This window comes from Rhodococcus sp. Chr-9, from assembly GCF_000801125.1.
GTDB classification, from domain to species: Bacteria; Actinomycetota; Actinomycetes; order Mycobacteriales; family Mycobacteriaceae; genus Rhodococcus; species Rhodococcus pyridinivorans.
Genome location: NZ_JTIZ01000131.1, coordinates 197736 through 212249 on the forward strand (window position 1 = coordinate 197736; position 14514 = coordinate 212249).

14 protein-coding genes are annotated in these 14514 nt (G+C 67.1%); 5 read left to right on the forward strand and 9 right to left on the reverse strand.

The features are described 5' to 3' along the window. Positions 1-20: 20 nt before the first annotated feature. Entirely contained in the window at positions 21-866 is an 846-nt protein-coding gene (locus QR64_RS24035) for an LLM class F420-dependent oxidoreductase (protein ID WP_024103036.1), read from the forward strand. A gap of 23 nt (positions 867-889) precedes the next feature. Further along, the gene (locus QR64_RS24040) at positions 890-2353 is read left to right on the forward strand and encodes an FAD-dependent oxidoreductase (protein WP_039587644.1); all 1464 of its coding nucleotides are present in this window, start codon (positions 890-892) and stop codon (positions 2351-2353) included. Positions 2354-2402: 49 nt separating this feature from the next. Here the strand turns inward: QR64_RS24040 and QR64_RS24045 are convergent, their stop codons facing one another. The 9 genes from QR64_RS24045 to QR64_RS24085 all read right to left on the reverse strand — a co-directional run bounded on the left by QR64_RS24045 (position 2403) and on the right by QR64_RS24085 (position 11314). After that, a complete protein-coding gene (locus QR64_RS24045; protein ID WP_006551752.1) occupies positions 2403-3980 on the reverse strand; it encodes a GMC oxidoreductase in 1578 nt (525 codons plus the stop codon). A 22-nt stretch (positions 3981-4002) separates the two neighbouring features. Further along, positions 4003-5262, reverse strand: coding sequence for a hypothetical protein (locus QR64_RS24050; protein ID WP_039587645.1), 1260 nt, complete (start codon positions 5260-5262; stop codon positions 4003-4005). Continuing rightward, a complete protein-coding gene (locus tag QR64_RS24055; RefSeq protein WP_006551754.1) occupies positions 5256-5807 on the reverse strand; it encodes a nuclear transport factor 2 family protein in 552 nt (183 codons plus the stop codon). Before QR64_RS24055 ends, QR64_RS24050 begins: the two co-directional genes overlap by 7 nt. Positions 5808-5822: 15 nt before the next feature. Then, a complete protein-coding gene (locus QR64_RS24060; RefSeq protein ID WP_006551755.1) occupies positions 5823-6017 on the reverse strand; it encodes a ferredoxin in 195 nt (64 codons plus the stop codon). Positions 6018-6024: 7 nt separating this feature from the next. Beyond that, positions 6025-7413: a cytochrome P450 gene (locus QR64_RS24065; RefSeq protein WP_006551756.1), complete on the reverse strand. Its 1389-nt coding sequence runs from the start codon at positions 7411-7413 to the stop codon at positions 6025-6027. Beyond that, positions 7410-8195: an SDR family oxidoreductase gene (locus QR64_RS24070; RefSeq protein ID WP_039587646.1), complete on the reverse strand. Its 786-nt coding sequence runs from the start codon at positions 8193-8195 to the stop codon at positions 7410-7412. The genes QR64_RS24065 and QR64_RS24070 overlap by 4 nt, the downstream gene beginning before the upstream one ends. Next, positions 8188-9375 (reverse strand): cytochrome P450, encoded by a 1188-nt coding sequence (locus QR64_RS24075; RefSeq protein ID WP_006551758.1) that lies wholly within the window; start codon positions 9373-9375, stop codon positions 8188-8190. Before QR64_RS24075 ends, QR64_RS24070 begins: the two co-directional genes overlap by 8 nt. Before the next feature lie 75 nt (positions 9376-9450). After that, positions 9451-10011 carry a TetR/AcrR family transcriptional regulator gene (locus QR64_RS24080; RefSeq protein ID WP_016693012.1) on the reverse strand — a complete coding sequence of 187 codons (561 nt, stop codon included), beginning with the start codon at positions 10009-10011 and terminating at the stop codon, positions 9451-9453. 76 nt (positions 10012-10087) lie between these two features. Next, positions 10088-11314: a cytochrome P450 gene (locus tag QR64_RS24085; RefSeq protein ID WP_039587648.1), complete on the reverse strand. Its 1227-nt coding sequence runs from the start codon at positions 11312-11314 to the stop codon at positions 10088-10090. An 87-nt stretch (positions 11315-11401) separates the two neighbouring features. Between QR64_RS24085 and QR64_RS24090 the strand changes: the two genes are divergently transcribed. The 3 genes from QR64_RS24090 to QR64_RS24100 all read left to right on the forward strand — a co-directional run bounded on the left by QR64_RS24090 (position 11402) and on the right by QR64_RS24100 (position 14505). Next, on the forward strand, positions 11402-11998 hold the full coding sequence (locus QR64_RS24090; protein WP_019290002.1) for a TetR/AcrR family transcriptional regulator: 597 nt from the start codon (positions 11402-11404) through the stop codon (positions 11996-11998). 46 nt (positions 11999-12044) lie between these two features. Further along, a complete protein-coding gene (locus tag QR64_RS24095) occupies positions 12045-12875 on the forward strand; it encodes an oxygenase MpaB family protein (protein WP_019290003.1) in 831 nt (276 codons plus the stop codon). 160 nt (positions 12876-13035) lie between these two features. Then, a complete protein-coding gene (locus tag QR64_RS24100; RefSeq protein ID WP_039587650.1) occupies positions 13036-14505 on the forward strand; it encodes an aldehyde dehydrogenase in 1470 nt (489 codons plus the stop codon). The last annotated feature ends 9 nt before the right edge of the window (positions 14506-14514 follow it).

A 14514-nucleotide genomic window follows, 5' to 3' on the forward strand; every position in this document is an offset into this window, starting at 1 on the left:
CCGTCTGGAGAGGGGCTGTTGTGCGCCACGGAATCACCCTGTTCACGAGCGACCGGGGAATCCGGCCCGAAGTCGCTGCCTCGACCGCGGAGAGTCGCGGTTTCGACAGTTTCTACGTGCCCGAACACACCCACATCCCGATCCGCCGCGAATCCGCGCATCCGGGAACGGGCAACGAGACCCTTCCCGACGACCGTTACATGCGCACCCTCGATCCGTGGGTGGCGCTGGGGCTCGCAGCCGCGGTGACGTCGACGATCAAACTGGGCACCTCCGTCGCACTGCCCCTCGAGCACGACCCCATCACGCTCGCCAAGACCATCGCGAGCCTCGATCACCTCTCCGGCGGCCGGGTGAACTTCGGTGTCGGATTCGGTTGGAACGCAGAAGAACTCGCCGACCACGGCGTACCGCCGAAGAAGAAGCGCACCGCCATGCGCCAGTATCTCGAAGCGATGCAGGCGCTGTGGACCGAGGAAGAAGCCTCCTACGAGGGAGACTTCGTCGCATTCGGGCCGAGCTGGGCGTGGCCGAAACCCGTGCAGCAACCACGGCCCCCGATCTTCCTCGGCGCCGGTTCCACCGACCGCAACTTCGACTGGATCGTCCGCCACGCCGACGGCTGGATCACCACCCCCACGGAGAACAACGTCGTCGACAACGTCGCCCGTCTCCACAAGGCCTGGGCCGACGCCGGTCGTGCCGGAACTCCCGAGATCCTCGCTCTGGCAGGCCGTCACGACGCCGAACAACTGAAGATCTGGGAGGACGCCGGGGTCACCGAGGTGATCTTCGGTCTGCCCGACCGCGCCCAGGACGACGTCGTCGCGTACATCGGCCGACTCGCCTCGAAACTCGACCACTGATCACCGACCCCGAACGGACCCCGATGAGCACCGATCTCCACCCCCTTCCCGCCGGCAGCGTCTCCACCTGGGACCACGAAGCCGACGTCGTCGTCGCCGGTTACGGCATCGCCGGTGTCTCGGCGTCCATCGAGGCCGCCCGCGCGGGTGCCGACGTGCTCGTGCTCGAGCGGACCGGCGGTTGGGGCGGTGCGGCCTCACTGTCGGGCGGCATCGTCTACCTCGGCGGCGGCACCCCGCTGCAGAAGGCCCTCGGATTCGACGACACGCCCGAGAACATGAAGGCGTTCATGCTCGCCGCGCTCGGGCCGGGCGCCGACGAAGCGAAGATCATCGAGTACTGCGAGGACAGCGTCGAACACTACGAGTGGCTCGTGGACAACGGCGTGGTGTTCAAGGAGAGCTTCTGGGGCGAACCCGGGTGGGAGATCCCCGGTGACGACGGCCTGATGTACTCCGGCGGCGAGAACTCCGCGCCCTTCAACGAGATCGCGACGCCCGCCCCGCGCGGCCACGTTCCGCAGATGACCGACAAGCGGACCGGCGAGAAGGGTGGCGGGTACATGCTCATGCAGCCGCTCTCCCAGGTCGCCGAAAGCCTCGGTGTGCGTGCCGAATACGACGTGCGGGTGCAGCGGTTGATCGTCGACGGCGACGGACGCGTCGTTGGCCTGACGGCCAAGCAGTACGGCAAGGACGTCCACATCCGGGCCCGCCGCGGCGTCGTCCTCGCGACCGGCAGTTTCGCGTACAACCAGGAGATGGTCGAGTCGTACGCGCCGCAGCTCAGCGGTCGCCCGGGTGCGGCGATCGAGGAGCACGACGGCCGTGCGATCCGCATGGCGCAGGCGCTCGGCGCCGATCTCGCGCACATGGACGCCACCGAGGTCGCCTTCTTCGGCGACCCGCAGTTGATGGCCCGCGGCATCCTCGTCAACGGCCGCGGTCAGCGGTACGTCCCCGAGGACACCTATCCGGGCCGTATCGGTCAGCTCACGCTGCTGAAGAACGACAACCAGGCCTATCTGATCATCGACGAACAGGCGTACGAGGAGGGTTGTGCGGCAACGAGTTCGACGCCCTTCTTCCGGTTCCGTCCGAAGTGGGTCGCGGAGACCGTCGCCGAACTCGAATCCGACATGGAACTGCCTGCCGGGACGTTGCAGGCGACCGTCGAGGTCTACAACAGGCACGCGGAGAACGGCAGCGATCCGGTGCTGGGCAAGAAGAGCGAGTGGGTCAAGCCCATCGGCAGCCCGATCGCCGCGCTCGATCTCCGTAACTGCACAGCAGGTTTCACGCTCGGCGGTCTGCGCACGTCGGTGAACTCGGAAGTGCTGCACGTGTCCGGCGATCCGATCCCCGGCCTGTTCGCCGCCGGTCGCTGCACGTCGGGCGTGTGCGCGTGGGGTTATGCGAGCGGCACGTCGCTGGGAGACGGAAGCTTCTTCGGTCGCCGCGCCGGTCTGTCGGCCGCGAAGGGCTGAGACCGAACGGGTGGTTCCGGCGGCCGAGCCACCGGAACCACCCGTCAGGTCAGAACACGCGATCCAGGTCGCGTGAGACGATCCGATCGGCGCCGTACTCGGCGAGTGCCGCGATCGTCATCGACGGATTGCACGCCCCGGTCGATCCCGAGATCTTCGCGCCGTCCACCACATACAGGCCGGGCTGGCCGTGCACGCGACCGGCGTCGTCGCACACCGCCCCGAACGGCGCACCCCCGAGCGGATGGAAGGTGTTGATGTCGACGGCGTTGACGTCGATGACGATCGAGGCCGGTCCCGCGATCCGCCGGATGCGGGCCTCGATCGCGCGGGTGAGTTCCCGGTCGTAGGCCTGATCCCAGTTCAGGACCGCATCGTCGCGGCCGGCGTCGTAGTGCCAGACTCCTCGGCCGTCGACGATCCCCAGACCGATCATCGTGGTCGTTCCCACATCGTCGGGGAACGGCACCGGGCCGGTGACGATCATCAACGGTCCGGCGGGATCGGTGTAGTCGCGCATACCCACACAGGCGGGGCCGCCCTGATGGTCGCCGGGGCTGACGAGCGGACTCGTCACGGCGAACACTCGGTCGCCGTTGTTGCCCCATCCCGTTCCGACGCCGTCGGGAAGATCGGGGACGAACCCCTTCGCCTTCGCCTTCACGAGGAGACGGGTCGTGCCGGCCGATCCGGCACCGAGGAACAGCGACTGTGCGAGGATCCGCTTGCGTTCGAGAACCTTCCCATCCGTGTGGATCCGGTCGACGTGCACGATCCAGGTGCCGTCCGGAGCGCGCTCGATGTCGCCGACCCGATGCAGCGGCTCGACCGTGACGTGCCCCGTGCGTTCAGCTTCGGCGAGATAGGTGACGTCGACCGAGAACTTACCGCCGTTGTTGACTCCGTAGATGACGTCGCCCGTCGTGTAGGACGGTTTCAGTTCCCCGGTCAGCTCCCGTCGCGCGAAGTCCCAGTCGATGCACATCGGCACCCTGAACGTGTCGTAGCCCTCCGAGCCTGCACGGTCCAGGAACTGTCGTGAGGACCGGTACCGATCGTGGTCGAGCAGATCGTCCGGGATGGTCGCGACCTGCAGCATCCGCGCCACCCGCCGGTAGTGGTCGGAGGCCAGCAGGTCGTAGTCGATACGCGAGGACACCGAATCGGAGAATCGCTGCCCGTCGGGCTGCACGGTCATGCCGTGATAGGCCAGCGAACTCCCGCCGACCCCCGCGCCGCACATGACGTCCATGCCGTTCCCCGGAACCCGTTCGATGAGCCCGGTGAACGGTTCGGTCGGGATCGGCGGAGTACCGGTCATCACCGGGGCGGACGACAACCACGACATCCGCCGGTCCGGTTGCAGCATGTGAGGGAACGTCTCGGCATTCGGTCCCGTGGGCCAGCGGATGCCCCGTTCGAGGACCAGGGTCTGCACACCGGCCCGGCCGAGATGCAACGCGGTGATCGCACCGCCGAATCCGCTGCCCACGACGACCGCCCGATGGCGCTCCTCGGTGACCTCGGCGCGTGCGCGTGGGATCGGGGACAACGACAACGCGGCAACGGCCGCACCGCCGACGACGGTTCCCCGCAGGAAGGTACGGCGGGACAGCGCAATATTCACGAAGGGCTCTCCTGGAGCGTGGTCAGACAACCGTGAGCGGGAGTGGGATTCCCCGATCTTCGAAGACGAAGGACGAACCCGTGCTGAAGCGCGTGATGGCGACCTCGTCGCACTCGTTCGCCGGGGATTCGGCACGGAACACCTCGACGACGAGAGCCTCTTCGGTCGCGGAGACCAGGCGGGTGGTGAAGTGCGGGTCCACACCGCGCACCAGAGCGTCGAGCGGACCGAGGTGGTCGGGGTCGATCAAAGTGGGCCAGGACCCGTCGTCGAAGGCGCCACCTCGCCGGTTGATCCGGAGACCCAGCGCGTCGTCGTCGAAACAGATCACCCGATCGACATACCGGTCCGGTGCCAGCATCGGGTGTACGTCGAGCACCGCGGACAGGCCGGCGAACGAGCGCGGCAATCCCAGCGCGGTACGGATGCGCTCGGACGTGATGCCGGCGATACCCGTGAGCTGCTTGCGGGTCAGCTCGATCGCGGACTGCTCGTCGGTTCGCTTGCGCACACTCATGAGGAAGCCCAGAGCGAGCAGGTGATGCTGCAGGCACACCTCCTCGGCGATGCGTACCAGGGCCGACTTCGAGAACTCGTCGAACCGGAGGTCTGCGAGGAGGGGACCCGAATAGTCGTGTCTCCCTTCGCCGTCGCGGTCGATCGGGCTCAGCTCGAGTGCCACGGCCGCGGACCGGCCGAGCGCTTCGGTGTGAGGTGCGACAGCCGGTGGTTCGTACGAGGGGTCGATGGTGACCGTCCACGCGCAGTGCGGGTGCCGATCGGCCGGCGCGCGGGGCGGCCGATGGATCGGCCGGACCCGGGCGTGCGGATTGGTGGCGAGCGCGGTGGCGTCGAAGGTCGGGTCCTCGATGTCGTGGCACATCGCGGTCACGTAGGCGTCGCCGAGGGGCTCGACGTCCATCAGCGCCCCGCAATGGTCGAGCGAGAACTCGCCGTGGTCGCGGTCGTCGACGCGATAGCGGAAGTCCATGAACTGCGGGGGCGCCCCGATATCGAGTTGCATGCCCTTGAAGATGGTGACGACGTCGTCGCCCTCGAACTTCAGGGCACGCTGCATGCGGCGCGTGTACCACGGCGACGACGCCTGCCATTCCTCGATGGCCACCTCCGCCATGCCCTCCCGACCGAACGCCGAGATCAGATGCGCCATCCCCGAACGGTCGATGAGCTGACCGCACAGCAACAGTTCGGGGACGAGCGCGGCGAGGTCGGTGCGGGAGAGCGCGGCGAACGATCCGCCGGTGTCCACGCCGGTCACCACAACGGAACCGGCGACTCGCCGACCCGGTACCAGCCGGGAAGACGCTTCTTCCCCGTCGATCGCTCGATCCGCTTCTGCATGCCGTCGGACAGCGCATCCGCCGTGATCATCTCGAGGAACAGGTGCGAGACGTTGCCGAAGTCGAAGAAGTCGCGCTGCCACGACCACTGGAAGTTGCCGCCGTACCGGAACCAGCTCCCGCCGATGCCGTGCACGGAGTAGTGCTCGCCGTTCTCGCGGGTCGCGTCGGCGATCTGCTTCCAGAACCCGATCACGTCGCCGGAGCGTTCGTCGACGACGAACTGCTGGTAGGGATACTGCCAGCCTTCGAGCCCGTCCATCTCCTGGCCCAATGCGAGGTCGCGGATCTCCTCGCGGCCCACGGCCATGAACTCGTCCTTCGGACCGTAGTTCCAGCCGTAGGTGGCGTCCTCGGTGTACAGGTCGGCCAAAGGCTTCCAGTCGCCTTCGGCCTCGGCGCGTTTGTTGGCGTCGACCCAGCGGGTGATCATCTCGTCGAGCTCGGCACGATCGAATGTGGCCATCCTGTCTCCTGGTCCTCAGTCTTCGACGATGCGAAGGGCTTGGGTGGGGCAGTACTTCACAGCTGCTCGTACGTCGGCGTGCATCTCCTCCGGCACGGGGTCGAGGAGGATCTCCACCTCACCCCGTTTGGCGACCGTGAAGGCGTCCGGGGCTTCCATCGAGCACATCGCGTGTCCTTGACACAGATCGAGATCTGCTTCGATCCTCATCCGAACCTCACTCCTGCGTTGCCGTGCCGGTGCCGGCCGCCGCGCGGGTGCGACGCCGGTACCGCACAGCACACGGCTGTTCGAGCTGGACCACCATCTTCGAGTGATCGTTGCGGTAGGTCTCGGGCGGCTGGGACAGTTCGAACTCGAAGTCGCGCAGCAGAACCGAGAATATCGCCTTCAGCTGCATGAGCGCGAACGCCGCTCCCACACAGCGGTGCCGGCCCGCCCCGAACGGGATCCAGGTCCACCGGTTGACGATGTCCTCCTGGTTGGGGTCGATGTAGCGGCCGGGATCGAAGGCGTCGGGATCCGGGAAGTCCTCCGGGATCCGGTTGGAGATCGCCGGTGTCGCACCCACGAGATCGCCCTCCGAGATCCGGTATCCGGCGACCTCGAAGTCGTCGCGCGCGACCCGAAGAAGCAGGATCAGCGGCGGGTGCAGGCGCAGCGTCTCCTTGAGCACCGCCTCGAGTACCGGGATCTGCCGCAGTGCATGGAAGCTCACGCTCTCGCCGTCGGAGTACAGGACGTCGAGTTCTGCCGTGACCTGCTGCATGCACTCGGGGTTGCGCAGCAGTTCGATGAGCGCCCAGGCCGCCGTGCCGGAGGTGGTGTGGTGGCCGGCGAACATCATCGAGATGAAGATGCCGGTGATCTCGTCGGCACTGAACCGCTCCTTGCCGTCCTCGTCCTTGATCGAGACGAGGACGTCGAGCATGTCGCGGTCCTCCTTGCCCTGCGGCGGGTTCGCGATGCGTCCGTCCATGATCTCCTGCACGAGCTCCACAAGCCCGCGGCGGGCCTCGTCGCGTCGCCGGAAACTCTCGATCGGCGCGTAGGGATCGACGAAGGCCAGTGCGTCGGTGCCCTTCTCGAGGTCGTGGTAGAGGTGGGCGAACCGTCCGTCGAGCTGGTCGCGGAACTTCTTGCCGATCAGGCAGGCCGACGACGTGTAGATGGTCAGCTCGGCGAAGAATTCGAGCAGGTCGATCTCGCCTTCGTCGCCCCACCGGGCGACCATGTCCTGCACTTCGCGGTCGATGGTCGCCGCGTGACCGCGCATCTGTTCGCCGCGCAGCGCCGAATTGTGCAGCATCTCCTTGCGGCGTTCGGGGCTGGCGTCGAAGACGACACCCTCACCGAAGACCGGCTTCATGAACGGATAGGCGGCCTGCTGATCGAGATCCTCGTCCGCGGCACGGAAGAAGAACTCGTTGGCCTCCGCACCGGAGAGGAGTACGACCTTCTTGTCGGCGAGCTGGAAGACCCCGACGTCGCCGCACTCCTCGCGCACCCGGCGCATGAGCGCAATGGGATCGGTGCGCAGTTCCTCGAGGTGGCCGTGTTCGTGTTCGCCGCCGGACACACGCCGGGGCTCGACGAGTGTGGTCATGAATTGTCCTTCCGCAGGGGTGCTTCGGGTTGAACCTCGATGAGCACGATGTGGGCGCCGCGGGGGGCCGAGACGACCGAGAGCGCGGCCGCGGCGATGTCGGATGCGCGAAGGAAGTAGGGGTGTCGGGCGAAACCCCATGTGCCCCAGTCTTCGAGCATCGGTTCGAGCACCTCCGCCGGCGCGGTCATGCCGGCACCGGTCTGCGTCGGTCCGGGGCGCACGACCGACGCGCGGACACCCGTACCCTCGAGTTCCATCCGCATCTCGCGGACGAGCGCTTCGAGGCCGGTCTTGGCGGCGTTGTAGGCACCCATCCAGGGCCGGGGAAGCACGGCACAGTCGGATCCGATCACGACGAAGTCGCCGCGCTTGCGTTCGATCATGCCGGGGAGCACGCGATGGGCCAGGCGTTGGGTGCCCATCAGGTGCACGTTGACCTGGAAGGCGAACCGGTCGGGGTCCATCTCGTGGGGCAGCGCGAAATCCATGTCGCCCGCTCCCGAGACGACGATCTCCGCGGCGCCGAGAGCCTCTTCCGCTGCGGTGACGAACTCGTCGACGGATTCGGTGGACGACACGTCGAGGAAGTGGGCGAAGGCCTCGCCGCCCTCACCGCGGATCTTCTCCGCGATCGCCGCGCACTCCTCCACGCGGCGCGCCCCGAGCGCGACGGGGTGCCCGGCCTCGGCGAGCGCGTAGGCGGTGGCGGTACCGATTCCGGAGGAGGCTCCGGCGACCAGCGCGGGACGGCGTTCGGGATGGGGTTCGAATCTAGGCATGTCGTTCGGTGACCTCTACAGGAAGGGCCGCGAAGCCTCGGACGTTGGTGGAATGGACACGTTCGCAGCGGTCCTCGTCGATCTCGTAGTCGGCGACGCGCCGGGCGAACTGTTCGAGCGCGATGTTCGCCTCGAGGCGGGCCAGATGTGCACCGAGGCAGAAATGCACTCCCCCACCGAAACTGGCGATCTTCTGGGAGCTGTCGCGTCCGATGCGGAAGTCGTCGGCGGTGTCGAATACGTCGGAATCGCGGTTGGCGGATCCGATGAGCAGCAGCACCTTGTCGCCGGACCGGATGGTGGCGTCGTGCAGTTCGATATCGGCGACGGCGGTGCGGGCGACGATCTGGCTCGAGGTGTCGTAGCGGAGGGTCTCCTCCACCCACTGCGGTGCGCGAGCCGGATCGCGGAGGACCTGCGCCACCTCGGATTTGTTGTGCGCGCCCCAGTAGAGGGCGTTACCGAGGAGTTTCGTGGTGGTCTCGTTGCCCGCGACCACCATGAGGAACATGAACCCGATGATCTCGTCGTCGGTGAGCCGGTCGCCGTCGATCTCGGCTGCCAGCAACGCCGACGTGAGGTCGGAGGTCTCCTTCTTCCGGCGTTCGGCGAGCATGTCGGCGTAGTAGCCGACGAGGTGCAGCGATGCCTCCATCGCGGCGACCGGCACGTCGAGCACGCCCTCCTCGCGGTGGACGACGAGGTCGGCGAGACGGCGGATCTCGCTGCGGTCGGATTCGGGCACGCCCATGAGTTCGGAGATCACGTCCATGGGCAGCTTGCCTGCGAACTCCGAGATCCAGTCGAATTCCCCTGCTTCTGCAGCGGGTTCGAGATAGCGCAGGGTCAGTTCGAGGATGCGTTCCTCGAGGTCGGCGACGCGCCGCGGAGTGAATCCCTTGGAGACGAGCCGGCGCATGCGCATGTGGCGCGGGTCGTCCATCGCGAGGAAGGACATCACCTTGTGGGCGTTGGGCCCGTAGGCGGACGGATCGAGCGAGACACCGTTCGCACTCGAGAGTCGCGTGTTGTCGCGGAAGGCCGCGACGACGTCGGCGTGACGGGACAGGGCCCAGAACTCGAGGTCGGGGTTGTGGTAGACCGGCGCCTCTTCACGGAGGCGGCGGTAGGTGGGATACGGATCTTCGTGGAAGGCGTAGTCGTACGGGTTGAAGATCACGGGGCCGAGCGTCGGTGGATCGGGCGAAGCGGGCCCTGCGTGCGACGCGGAGCCCGGGGATGCCTGGATCATGGCTCACTCCAATAGAAGTCGGGCGGATGTCTCCAGCCTGTCGGCGAGTTTCTCGTAGGTGCCGTAGCCCATGCCGGCCCGGACCAGCGCGCCGGCGTAGAGCAGTTCGAGTGCTTCGAGTTCGTCGGGATCGGAGTCGGCGCCGAGCGCTGCCGAGATCCGGTGACGGATGTCGAGTCCGATGCGCGCACGCAGGTGTTCGACATCGGGGTCGTGACCGAGCAGTGCACTGGTGACGGCGGCGGCGAGTTCGGGTTCGTCGGCCAGCAACAGCGCGATTCCCCGCAGCACCGCGACCACCCGATCGGCACGGCTCGTGCTCTCGGCGTCGGCCGTGGGAGCGTTGGCCAAGCGACGCCAGAACACCTCGGCGACGAGGTGTTCCTTCGACGAGAAGTAGGTGTAGGCGGTGGCCGGGGCGACACCGGCGCGGGCGGCGACCATACGCACCGTCAACCCCGTGAATCCCTCCTCGCGGAGCACCTCGACCGCGGCCTGCGTGAGCCTCGCAACCGTGTCGGCCTGCTTCTCGGTCAGGCGGCGACGGGTCGATTCGAGATTCACGTTTCTGGACACGTGTCTGGACATTACTACGGTTGGAGGGGGTCGGCAATGCCCGCAGCGCGTTCATTCGGCGAATTCAGCGCTCTCGGGGGTGGATACGGACGGGCATGGACTTGATGCCGTTGATGAAATTCGATCGCAACCGCCGCGGTTCACCCGCCGGCTCGACCCGGTCGATCCGGGCGGCGAGGGTCTCGAACATGATCCGCAGTTCGAGTCGCGCCAGATGTGCCCCGAGGCAGAAGTGCACACCCGTCCCACCGAAGGCGACGTGCGGATTGTGCTCGCGCCCGATGTCGAAGACGTGCGCGTCGTCGAAGACCTCCTCGTCGCGGTTCGCGCTCGGGTAGTAGACGATCACCTTGTCGCCCCGTTCGACCTGCTGGTCGCCGATCGCGGCCGGACAGGTGGGCGTGCGGCGGAAGCCGACCACGGGCGTGACCCAGCGCAGGATCTCCTCCACGGCGCTGTCGATCAGACCGGGATCGTCCTGCAGCCGGCGCCATTGTTCGGGATGATCGACGAAGGCCTGCATCCCGCCCGAGATCGCGTTGCGCGTCGTCTCGTTGCCCGCGATGACGAGCAGGACGAAGAACATGTCGAACTCCATCTCGGAGAGCGTGTCGCCGTTCTCGTCGGGACACCCCAGCTTCGAGACGATGTCGTCGCGCGGTTCGATGCGTCGTTGCGCGGCAATCTCGTTGGCGTACAGGAAGATCTCGGCGGCGGCGAGCTCGCCGTCCTCCTGGGTGGTGCCGTATTCGGGGTCGTCCCAGCCGATCATGCGGTTCGACCAGTCGTAGAGCTTGCTGACGTCCTCGGCCGGTGCGCCGAGCAGCGCTGCGATCACCTCCAGCGGCAGTGGAGCCGAGATCGCCGGGACGAAGTCGATCACCGTGCCGTCGCGTGCGGCCTCGATCGCGGCGTCGACGGTGCGTTCGCACGTCCGCCGGATACGCTCCTCGAGCGTCTTCACCATGCGCGGGGTGAAGCCACGGCTCACGAGTTGCCGAAGGCGGGTGTGCTCCGGCGGATCGAGGTTGAGCAGCATGGACGCCTGTTTCAGGCGTGTCTCCTCGTCGAAATCGTCGATCTGGGTGGTCCCGAGGGCCGAGGAGAAAGTCGTGCTGTCGCGGGAGACCGCGATGACGTCGGCGTGCCGGGTGACGGCCCAGAAGCCTGCGCCGCCCTCCTCGGGTTGGCGGTGGACCGGACAGGTGCGCCGGAGTTCGGAGAAGTAGCCGTGCGGGACCCCCTGGGCGAAGACGTCGGGGTTCTTGAGATCTGTGGGTGAAGTCGTCATGAAGCCGCTCTCGTGGGATTGTACGAATGGTATTCGTTTACAAACTACTCACCTTCGTTTGGAATGGAAGCCCCTTAGACTGCTTTCATGGCAGACGACAACTCCCGACCCGTGCGTCGGCGGACACTGACCCGCGACAAGGTCGTCGCAGCCGCGCTCGGGATCGTCGACGAGCTGGGATGGGAACAGCTCACGATGAGCACCCTCTCGTCGCGCTTGGGAATCGTCACGGCCTCGCTGTACAACCACGTCCGCAATCTCGACGATGTGCGGGCGACCGTGCAGATCCGCGCGATGAGCGATCTCGGAGCGCATCTGCGGGAGGTCGCGATGGGCCGCAGCGGCGTCGACGGGTTGCGCGCGCTGATCGACGCCCACCACATCTGGGCCGTCGAACATCCCCGCCGCTACGAAGCATTGACCACTGCACCGGTCGATCGCGACGGTCTGCTCGCCGCCGCACTGGACGCCAACGTCGCTCTGCGAACGATGCTCGCATCCTGCGGCGTTCCGGAGGAGGAGACGCTCGAGGCCGCGGTCGGCATGTTCGCCGCCCTGCACGGTTTCGCGGTTCTCCAGAGCAGCGGCTTCCTGGGCGACGAGCTCGATCTCGACCGCATCTACGAAGCGGTCGTGCGCGGAGTTCTGGCCGGCGCCTCCCTCGACCCCACGAAGACACGCTAGAGTGGCACGCATCAACTGAACACGTCCGTCTTCAGATGGAGGGGTCATGCGGACGATCGACACTCTCGGCGATCTCGTCTCACCGCTCGGTGGCACGATCAACGCCGCCAACGTCATCATGCAGCTCGCCCATCCCGGCGTCGGCCAGGGCGTCGTCGACAGCACGGTCGATACCGGCCGCGCCGATCTCCATCCGGTCAAGCGGGCCCGCACGACCGGCACCTATCTGGCGGTCGCGGTGTTCGGTAACGACGCCGACCGCGATTTCGTCCGCGAGTCGGTGCGGAAGATCCACGCGCGGGTCACGTCGCCACCCGGCGCGGAGGTCCGCTACAGCGCCAACTCCCCCGCCCTGCAGTTGTGGGTCGCGGTCTGCCTGCTCGAGTACTTCATCGACCAGCACGAATTCCTGTACGGCCCGCTCACCGAGGAGCAGTACGCCCGCATCCTTCGCGACGGCGCAACCCTCGCGACGACACTGAACGTCCGACCGGAGTCGTGGCCCACGACCCGCGAGGAGTACGAGGAACTGTGGAAGGCCGGCGTCACCGACATCTCCATGAACGAGCAGGTGCGCGAGTACCTCACCGAACTCTGCAATCTCGCGTTCCTCGAGGTGCGTCTCGGACGACTGGGCCGCGGGATCCACCGGGTGCTCGGCAGGTCGTTCGAACTGATCACGCGCGGTGCGCTGCCGCCGGAGTTCCGCGACCTCATGCACTACCCGTGGACCGCCGACGACCAGCGGCGTTTCGACCGCTATCTCGTGGCGGTCCGGCGCCTGCACCGCGTCACGCCGTGGGTGTGGCCGTTGCTGTGGAAGGCATATCTGCTCGATCTGCGCACGCGGCGACACCTCGGACTGCGCGTGTTCTGACCGGAGACCACCGGACCCTCGTCGAGACCGGTGTTGTGTGCGAGATTCGTCGAATTCCTCGCACACGACACCGGTTTCGTCCGTTTCGGACGAACCGTTGCATTCGATCGCGTCGCCGAACTATAGTCCAGACACCTGTCCAGAACCGAGGGAACGTCTGATGACACTTCGCCCCACCGACAGCTCCACCCTTCTGATCGACGGCAAGCTCGTACCCGGCAGCGGAGGCACCTTCGCGATCACCGATCCGAGCACCGAAGAACTGCTCGGCCACGCGGCCGAGGGCACCGCCACCGACATGGACGCCGCGATCGCGGCCGCGCGTCGCGCCTTCGACGACACCGACTGGTCACGCGACCACGCCTTCCGGGCCCGCTGCCTCCGTCAGTTGCGCGACGCTCTGCGCGAGCACATCGAGGAACTGCGGGAGATCACCATCGCCGAGGTCGGCGCTCCCCGATTCCTCACGAGCGCCGCGCATCTCGAAGGCCCCATCGACGATCTGCTCTACTTCGCCGACCTCGCCGAAAGTTACGCGTGGACGCAGGATCTCGGCAACGCCTCCCCCATGGGTATCCCCACCCACCGCTATCTGCTCAAGGAAGCGGTCGGGGTCGTCGGCGCGATCACGCCGTGGAACTTCCCGCACCAGATCAACTTCGCCAAGCTCGGGCCCGCTCTCGCCGCCGGGAACACCGTGGTGCTCAAGCCCGCCCCAGACACCCCGTGGTGTGCGGCCCTGGTCGGGCGGATCGCGGCCGAGGAGACCGACATCCCGCCGGGAGTGCTGAACATCGTCACCTCGAGCGACCACAGGCTCGGCGCACAGCTGAGCGAGGATCCGCGCGTCGACCTGATCTCGTTCACCGGTTCCACCGCGACCGGCCGGGCCGTGATGCGCGCGGCCTCAGAGAACCTCAAGAAGGTCTTCCTCGAACTCGGCGGCAAGTCGGCGTTCATCGTCCTCGACGACGCCGACCTGCGCGGCGCCTGCTCGATGGCGGCCTTCACCGTGTGCACGCATGCCGGCCAGGGCTGCGCGATCACCACGCGTCTGCTCGTTCCCCGCGAACGGTACGACGAAGCGGTGGCCCTGACCGCGAAGTCCATGAGCGGCATCCGGCCCGGCGACCCGCGCGATCCCGGCACGGTGTGCGGGCCGCTCATCTCCGAGAAGCAGCGACAGCGGGTGGAGGGCTTCATCCGCCTCGCCGTCGAGGAAGGCGGCACGATCGTCACCGGCGGCGGACGTCCCGCCGAACACGAGCGGGGATTCTTCGTCGAACCCACCCTCATCGCCGGCCTCGACAACTCCGCGCGTACAGCGCGGGAGGAGATCTTCGGCCCGGTGCTCGTGATCATCCCTCACGACGGCGACGACGACGCGATCCGCATCGCCAACGACTCCCCCTACGGCCTCTCGGGTTCGGTGTACGGCACCGATCCGGACCGCATCGCGCGGGTCGTCGCAGGTGTACGGACCGGCACGCTGGGCGTCAACGGCGGCATCTGGTACGCCGCCGACGCCCCGTTCGGGGGCTACAAGCAGTCCGGGATCGGCCGCGAGATGGGTGTGGCCGGTTTCGAGGAGTACCTGGAGACCAAGCTCGTCGCCGAACCCGCGAGCTGACCCGAACTT